The sequence below is a fragment of the Streptomyces sp. NPDC000151 genome, assembly GCF_040301705.1.
GTDB lineage: Bacteria > Actinomycetota > Actinomycetes > Streptomycetales > Streptomycetaceae > Streptomyces.
Map to the genome: position 1 here is coordinate 1 of NZ_JBEPFC010000223.1, position 8141 is coordinate 8141.

The window sequence follows — 8141 nt, forward strand, 5'->3', positions numbered from 1 at the left end:
CCGCGCACGGCGGCGAGGTGGGCGTGGACAGCGCCCCGGGCCGCACGGCCTTCACGGTCCGGCTGCCCGCCGAACCGGCCCCGCAGGCCCCCCGTACCGACTCACAGGCAGGGCACAGCCTCACCACACGGTCGTGACAGCGGGGCCGACGACTGTCGGAGGCATGACGACGACACAGCCGGCCCCGGGCTCCCAACCGGCCCCGGGCCCCACTCAGGCCCCGGCCCCGGGACCCGCTCGGGCCACCGTCCCGCTGGGCTCCCTGCCGCCGCGCGAGCACCTGCGCCCCGGCCGCACCACGACCGTCCTGGACGTCGTGATCCCGGTATACAACGAGGAGCGCGACCTCGAACCGTGCGTACGGCGGCTCCACGACCACCTGGCCCGCACCTTCCCGTACGGCTTCCGGATCACCATCGCCGACAACGCGAGCACCGACGCGACCCCCGAGGTCTCGGCCCGGCTCGACGACGAGATCCCCGAGGTCACCGCGGTACGGCTGGAGCAGAAGGGCCGCGGCCGGGCGCTGCGCACCGTCTGGTCGATGTCCGGCGCGCCCGTCCTCGCGTACATGGACGTGGACCTCTCCACCGACCTGAACGCGCTGCTGCCGCTGGTGGCCCCGCTGATCTCCGGCCACTCCGACCTCGCCATCGGCTCCCGGCTGGCCCGCAGTTCGCGCGTCGTGCGCGGCCCCAAGCGGGAGTTCATCTCGCGGAGCTACAACCTGATCCTGCGCGGCTCGCTGGCCGCCCGGTTCAGCGACGCGCAGTGCGGATTCAAGGCGATCCGCGGCGACGTGGCCGAGCGGCTGCTGCCGATGGTCGAGGACACCGGCTGGTTCTTCGACACCGAGCTGCTGGTCCTCGCCGAGCGGGCCGGGCTGCGCATCCACGAAGTACCCGTGGACTGGGTGGACGACCCGGACAGCACCGTGCACATCGTGAAGACCGCGACCGACGACCTCAAGGGCGTGTGGCGGGTGGGGCGCGCGCTGGCCACCGGCGGGCTGCCGCTGGACCGGCTGGCCCGGCCCTTCGGCGACGACCCGCGCGACCGGCAGCTGACCGGCGTACCGGGCGGGCTGGCCCGCCAGTTGGTCGGCTTCTGCGTGGTCGGCGCGCTCAGCACGGTCGCGTACCTGCTGCTGTACTCGCTCTTCCGGCTCGGCGTCGGGCCGCAGCTCGCCAACGCGCTGGCCCTGCTGGTCTCCGCGTTCGGCAACACCGCCGCCAACCGGCGGCTCACCTTCGGCGTACGGGGCCGTGACCGCGCGGTCCGCCACCAGGCGCAGGGCCTGGTCGTCTTCGCCATCGGCCTGGCGCTGACCAGCGGCTCGCTGGCGGCCCTGAACGCGGCGGCCGGCGCCCCCTCGCACGGCACGGAGCTGGCGGTACTGGTCGCCGCGAACCTCGCCGCGACCGTGCTGCGCTTCCTCCTCTTCCGCGCCTGGGTGTTCCCGGGCGCCGCACCCGCGCACGACGGCACCACCGACAGGAGCGCCCGATGACCGCCCCACCGACGTACGAGGCTCAGCGGACGGAGACGCCGCCCGGGCCGCCGGCACCGGAGCGGCGTGCCGATCCGCGCTGGGCCCGCCCCGGACTGCTGCTCCTGCTCGCGGTCACCGCCGCGCTCTACCTCTGGGGCCTGGGCGCTTCCGGATACGCCAACTCGTTCTACTCGGCGGCCGTCCAGGCCGGCAGCGAGAGCTGGAAGGCGTTCTTCTTCGGCTCCTCGGACGCCGCGAACTCGATCACCGTCGACAAGCCGCCGGCCGCGCTGTGGCCGATGGCCCTGGCGGTACGGCTCTTCGGGCTCGGCGCCTGGCAGATCCTGGTGCCCGAGGCGCTGATGGGCGTCGCGACGGTCGGCGTGCTGTACGCCACCGTGCGCCGGCGCTTCGGCGCGGGCGCCGGACTCCTCGCGGGCGGTGCGCTGGCGATCACCCCGGTCGCCGCGCTGATGTTCCGCTTCAACAACCCCGACGCGCTGCTCTGCCTGCTGATGGTCTGCGCGATCGCCTGCGTGCTGCGCGCCCTGGAGGAGGCCCGCACCAAGTGGCTGGTGCTGGCCGGGCTCTGCTTCGGCTTCGCCTTCCTGGTCAAGACGCTCCAGGCGTGGCTGATCCTGCCGCCGCTGGCGCTGGTGTACCTGCTCTGCGCGCCCACCACCGTCCGCAAGCGCATCGGCCAGACGCTGCTCGCCGGGCTCGCGGTCGTCGTCTCCGGCGGCTGGTGGGTGGCGCTCGTCGAACTGTGGCCCGCCTCCTCGCGCCCGTACATCGGCGGCTCCCAGAACAACAGCTTCCTGGAGCTGACCTTCGGCTACAACGGCCTGGGCCGGATCAGCGGCAACGAGACCGGCAGCGTCGGCGGGGGCGGCGGTGGCCGGGGCGGAGGCGGCGGCTGGGGCCAGACCGGCATCGACCGGCTGTTCTCCTCCGACATGGGCGGCCAGATCTCCTGGCTGCTGCCTGCGGCCTTCGTGCTGCTGATCGCGGGGCTGTACGTACTGTGGCGGGCCCGGCGCGCGACCGACGTGCTGCGGGCGCGGCAGCGGGACGCGTTCTGGGCCTGGGGCGGCGCGCTGCTGATGACCTTCGCGACCTTCAGCTTCATGTCCGGGATCTTCCACCAGTACTACAACATCGCCCTGGCGCCCTACATCGCGGCGCTGGTGGGCATGGGCGCCGCGCAGCTGTGGCAGCGGCGGCAGCACATCGCGGCGACGGCGGTGCTCGCCGCCACGGTCGCGGGCACGGCGGTCTGGTCGTACGTCCTGCTGGACCGGTCGCCGACGTGGCTGCCGTGGCTGCGCTGGGTGGTACTGATCGGCGGACTGTTCGCGGCGGTCGCGCTGGCGGTCTTCGGGCGGGGCGCCTCCGGCGCCGGACGCCGGCTGGCCGTCGGCGCCGCGGGACTGGGCCTCGCGACCTCGCTGGCCGGGCCCCTCGCGTACACGGTGAACACGGTGACCACCCCGCACACGGGCTCGATCATCACGGCAGGCCCGTCGGTCTCCGGCGGCATGGGCGGCCCGGGAGGCATGGGCGGCGGCCGTCCCGGCGGCGGCAAGGGCGGGCCTCCGGGGATGCCGGGTGGCCGGGCCGGCGGCGCGCCGGGCAACCAGGGCAACCGGCCGAACCAGCCCGGCCAGGGCGGCCCCGGCCAGGGTGGCCCCGGCAAGACGGGCATGCCGCCCCGCACGGTCACAGGCACCGCCGAGCGCGGCGCCATGCGCGGAGGCGGCGGCATGGGCGGCCTGCTCAACGGCTCGCAGGTCAGCGCCGAGGCGAAGGCCAAGCTGCTCGCGGACGCCGACGAGTACACCTGGGTCGCCGCGTCCATCGGCTCGCAGAACGCCGCGAGCTACCAGCTGGCGACCGGCAAGCCGGTCATGGCCGTCGGCGGCTTCAACGGCAGCGACCCGTCCCCGACGCTCGCGCAGTTCCAGCAGCACGTGAAGGAAGGGAAGATCCACTACTTCCTGGGCGGCGGCATGGGCGGCGGTCCGGGCGGCGGCCAGGGGAGCTCCTCGAAGATCACCTCCTGGGTGTCGCAGCACTACAAGAAGGTCACCGTCGGCAGCGCCACGCTGTACGACCTGACCGCCCCCACGACGTAAGCCCTCCGACCGACCGCGCTCGACCGAAAAACCAAATGTACGGCGTATAAGGCGTCCCTGTACGGTGTAGGCCATCCGCTCACATCCGTACAGGGAGCCTGCATGTCCCCCGTGGCCTCCGCTGCCGCACCCGCCGAGAGCCCGCCGCGCCATCCCACGCGCTGGATCATCCTCGGCGTGATCTGCCTCGCGCAGCTCACCGTCCTCCTCGACAACACCATCCTCAACGTCGCCGTGCCCTCCCTCAACAAGGAGCTGGGCGCGACCACCGCCGACATCCAGTGGATGATCAACGCCTATTCGCTGGTCCAGTCCGGCCTGCTGCTCACCGCCGGCAACGCGGCCGACCGCTACGGCCGCAAGAAGATGCTGGCCATCGGCCTGGTGCTGTTCGGCATCGGCTCGGTGTGCGCCGGCTTCGCGCAGTCCGCGGGGCAGCTGATCGCCGCCCGGGCCGGCATGGGCATCGGCGGCGCGCTGCTGATGACCACCACCCTCGCCGTCGTCGTCCAGATCTTCGACAACGAGGAGCGCCCCAAGGCGATCGGCATATGGGGAGCGGTCAACTCCCTCGGCTTCGCCGCCGGACCGCTCATCGGCGGCACCCTGCTCGACCACTTCTGGTGGGGCTCGATCTTCCTGATCAACATCCCCGTCGCGCTCATCGGCCTGATCGCCGTGCTGAAGCTGGTACCGGAGTCCAAGAACCCCTCCGGCGACCGCCCCGACCTGCCCGGCGCCCTGCTGTCCATGATCGGCATGGTCTGCGTCGTCTTCGCGATCATCTCGGGCCCCGACCACGGCTGGTTCTCCGCCCGCGTGCTCGGCTCCGCCCTCGTCGGCCTCCTCGCGCTCGCCGTCTTCGCGCGCTGGGAGCTGCACACCCCGCACCCGATGCTGGACATGCACTTCTTCCGCGACCGGAAGTTCGTCGGCGCCGTCGCGGGCGGCATCCTCGTCGCGTTCGGCATGGGCGGCTCGATGTTCCTGCTGACCCAGCACCTGCAACTGGTGCTCGGGTACGAGCCGCTGGAGGCGGGCCTGCGCATCGCGCCGCTCGCCCTGACCGCCGTGGTCCTGAACTTCTCCGGCATCGCCGGCCGCCTGATGATCAAGCTCGGCACGCCGCGGACCATCGCCGTCGGCATGACCCTGCTCGCGGCCGGCCTCGCGGCCATCTCGCTGTCGGGCGCCGGCTCCTACACCGGAATGCTCGCCGGGCTGATCGTCATGGGCATCGGCGTCGCGCTGTCGATGCCGGCCATGGCCAACGCCATCATGTCCGCGATCCCGCCCGCCAAGGCCGGCGTCGGCGCCGGCGTCAACGGCACGCTCATGGAGTGCGGCCAGGGCCTGGGCGTCGCCGTGCTCGGCGCGGTGCTCAACTCCCGCTTCGCGGCGCTGCTCCCGGCGGTCGCGGCCGGTGCCGGCTCGCTGCCCGCCGCGCTCGCGTCAGCCCGTACGGACGCGGATCGCGCGGCCGTACAGGACGCCTTCGCATCCGGCATCCAGACCAGCCAACTGGTCGGTGCCGCTGCGGTGTTCGCGGGCGGGCTGCTCGCCGGCATCCTGCTCGACCGCGCCGAACGCGCCGAACGGGCGGGGCACCCCCGTGCCGAAGCGGAATAGCATCGAGGCGGCAGAACCGCGTACGACCAGTTCAGCGATGAGGGAGGGCCGGCCATGGCAGCGACGGGCAGCCGCGCCGGGAAACCGCGGCAGAGTGTCTGGCTGACCGAACGTCCGCCGCTGAAACGGAAGGCGGACCAGCCGGCCGGACTGGATCTGGACAAGATCGTCGAGACCACCGTCCGGCTGCTGGACGCGGAGGGGCTGGCGAAGTTCTCGATGCGCCGGCTGGCCGCCGCGCTCGGCGTCACGGCGATGTCGGTGTACTGGTACGTCGACACCAAGGACGACCTGCTGGAGCTGGCCATCGACGCGGTGGCCGGCGAGATCGACCTGCCGGACGAGAGCGATCCGGAGGCGGACTGGCGCGATCACCTGCGGCAGCTGGCCGCCGGGTACCGGAAGGTGCTGGTCACCCACCGCTGGGCGCCGCGGCTGCTGGGGGAGTACCTCAATGTGGGCCCGCACGCGATCGCGTTCTCCAACGCGACGCTGCGCGTCATGCAGGGCAGCGGGCTCTCCTCGGAGGAGATCTCCGGGGCGCTCGGCGCGGTCTTCCAGTTCGTCTACGGCTTCAGCACGATCGAGGGGCTGCACGAGGAGCGCTGCCGGGAGACCGGCAAGACGCTGGACGAGCACTTCCAGGAGGTCGTCGGGGCGGTCCAGGACCGCCCGGAGTTCGCCGAGACGATGGAGATGTCGGCGAAGGCGCTGAAGATCCAGCAGGGCGTCGGCGTCCGCGAGATGCGCGAGCGCGACTTCGCCTACGCGCTGGACGTGCAGATCGCGGGCATCGAGGCGCTCCGCGACCGGGGCCGCAAGGCCTGACCCGGCATACGAAAGGGCGGCGGCCGCTCGCGAAGGAGCGGCCGCCGCCCTGTTCTCTGCCGGTACCCCGCCGGCCGTCGGGAGCGAGCGGCCCGGTACCGGCTTCTCAGCCGGCCATCGGCAGCGAGTTCCCCTGGACCGCCTGGATGTCCAGCTCCACCCGGAGGGTGGTGCCGATGGCGGCGATACCGGCCGCCACGACCTGGTTGTAGTTCATCTTGAAGTCCTCGCGGTGCAGCTCGGCGGTGGCGCTGAACGCCGCCCGCGTACCGCCCCACGGGTCCGGGCCCGTCCCCAGGTACGAGAGGTTCAGGTCCACCGGGCGCTCCACGCCGTGCAGCGCGAGGTCGCCGTGGACGATCCAGCGGTCCGGACCGGCCGCCTCCAGACCCGTGGAGCGGTAGGTCAGCTCCGGGTAGGTCTCCACGTCCAGGAAGTCGGAGTTGCGCAGGTGCCCGTCGCGCATCCCGTTGCCGGTGTCGATCGACGAGGCCTTGATGACCGCCTCGACGCGCGACTTCTCCACGTCCTCCGCGATGTCGATCCGGCCGGCGAACTCCGTGAACCGGCCGCGCACGCTGGAGATCCCCAGGTGCTGCGCGGCGGCGGCCACCGACGAGTGCATCGGGTCGATCGTCCACGGCCCGGGCGGCGGCAGCTCCGCGCCGCCCTGCCGGGCCAGCGTCACGGTGCCGACGTCCATCCGGCCGCTCGCCGTCACGATCGAGGTCGAGGCGACCGGCGCGTAGCCCACGGCCGTCACGATCACCGTGTACGGGCCGGGCTGCAGCGGGGCCGCGTCGCGCACGACGCCGTCCTCGTCGGCCGTGGCGCGCAGGACCTGCGTGCCCGTCATGTCCGTGACGGTCAGCACCGCGTGCTTGACCGCCCAGCCGTCGCGTGTCCGGACCTGTGCCCGAACGCCCGCGCCAGTCGAACTCATACCCACTCCCGATTCGTGCTTGGTACATGTGGGCCCCGGTGGCGGCGGGCAGGCCGTCCCCTGCCTATGTCGCCCGCCGCCGCCGAGGCCCTGTGGTCCGGCCCGGGACGCGTCTCCGCTCAATGCGTGCCCCGGACCGGGGCTCTGCTCACAGGGCGATCGCCCCGGCCCCCGTTCTGATGACCGCCGGTCAGTCGCCGGGGTGCGCGAGCTCGACGTCGTAACCGTCGACCCCGCCCGTGTCGACCGACAGCGCGTTGGCCACCGGCGGGTACCCGCTGGCGATCACCGTGTAGTCGCCGGAGTCCAGGTCGGTGAAGGCGTACGCGCCGTCAGCGCCGGTCGTGGAGGTGGCCACGACGTTGCCCGCCGCGTCGACCAGCGTGACCCGCGCGTCCGGCAGCGGACGGCGGTCCGCACCGGCCCGTACGACGCCCTGGACGCGGGCACCGGACTGCAGCGCGATCTCGATGCGGGTGGTGCCCTGGCCGCTGACCTCGACCGGCTGTGCGGTCGGCCGGTAGTCGGTGGCGTTCACCGCGACGGTGTACGTACCGGCGGCCAGCTCGTCGAAGGCGAAGTTGCCCTCGACGCCGGTCTTGCCGGTCGCCAGCACCTCACCGCGGACGTCCGTGACCACGACCATCGCGCTGTCCACCGGCGCGCCGGTGACCACGCTGCGGACCTGGCCCCGGAGGCCGCTGGTGCCGCTGAGCAGGATGTCGTAGCCGATCGGCTGGTCGCCGACGACGACCGTGGACGCCTGCGGCTGGTGGCCGTCGGCGGCGGCGATCAGGACGTACGAGCCGGCGCCGGGGGCGTTCAGTACGTACGAGCCGTTGGCCTGGGCCACCGAGCGGCCCAGCTGCCGGCCGCTGAGCGAGATCAGCGTGACCGCGGAGCGCGGGACCGGGGTGCCGTCACCGTTCCGGACGAAGCCGGTGATGGCCGGGCCCTCCGGGGTGCCGGGGTCGCCGGCGGAGGCGTACGCCGCCAGCGGCTGGGCCTGGGTGGCCCTGGCCGGCTGGGCCTGCGCCCAGGACGGCGTCCGGTCGTCGGCCACGGAGGGGGCGCCGACCAGGGCGGGCTCCCGCTCCTCGGTCGGCGCGGCCGA

At 73.1% G+C, this 8141-nt stretch carries 6 protein-coding genes; 4 read left to right on the forward strand and 2 right to left on the reverse strand.

Translation table 11 applies throughout. The annotated features are described in order from the left end of the window. Positions 1-163: 163 nt before the first annotated feature. From ABT381_RS33990 to ABT381_RS34005, 4 genes are all read left to right on the forward strand, one after another. Positions 164-1510 carry a bifunctional glycosyltransferase family 2/GtrA family protein gene (locus ABT381_RS33990; RefSeq protein ID WP_351601353.1) on the forward strand — a complete coding sequence of 449 codons (1347 nt, stop codon included), beginning with the start codon at positions 164-166 and terminating at the stop codon, positions 1508-1510. After that, entirely contained in the window at positions 1507-3627 is a 2121-nt protein-coding gene (locus tag ABT381_RS33995) for a mannosyltransferase YkcB-related protein (protein ID WP_351601356.1), read from the forward strand. The genes ABT381_RS33990 and ABT381_RS33995 overlap by 4 nt, the downstream gene beginning before the upstream one ends. Before the next feature lie 102 nt (positions 3628-3729). Beyond that, positions 3730-5256: an MFS transporter gene (locus tag ABT381_RS34000; protein ID WP_351601359.1), complete on the forward strand. Its 1527-nt coding sequence runs from the start codon at positions 3730-3732 to the stop codon at positions 5254-5256. Between the two features lie 54 nt (positions 5257-5310). Continuing rightward, positions 5311-6084 (forward strand): TetR/AcrR family transcriptional regulator, encoded by a 774-nt coding sequence (locus ABT381_RS34005; protein WP_351601362.1) that lies wholly within the window; start codon positions 5311-5313, stop codon positions 6082-6084. Positions 6085-6190: 106 nt separating this feature from the next. Here the strand turns inward: ABT381_RS34005 and ABT381_RS34010 are convergent, their stop codons facing one another. Together ABT381_RS34010 and ABT381_RS34015 are read right to left on the reverse strand one after the other, a co-directional pair. Further along, complete coding sequence (locus ABT381_RS34010; RefSeq protein WP_351601365.1) at positions 6191-7027, reverse strand: YceI family protein; 837 nt, start codon at positions 7025-7027, stop codon at positions 6191-6193. A 190-nt stretch (positions 7028-7217) separates the two neighbouring features. Beyond that, on the reverse strand, positions 7218-8141 hold a 924-nt coding region (locus ABT381_RS34015), incomplete at its 5' end, for an MSCRAMM family protein (RefSeq protein ID WP_351601368.1).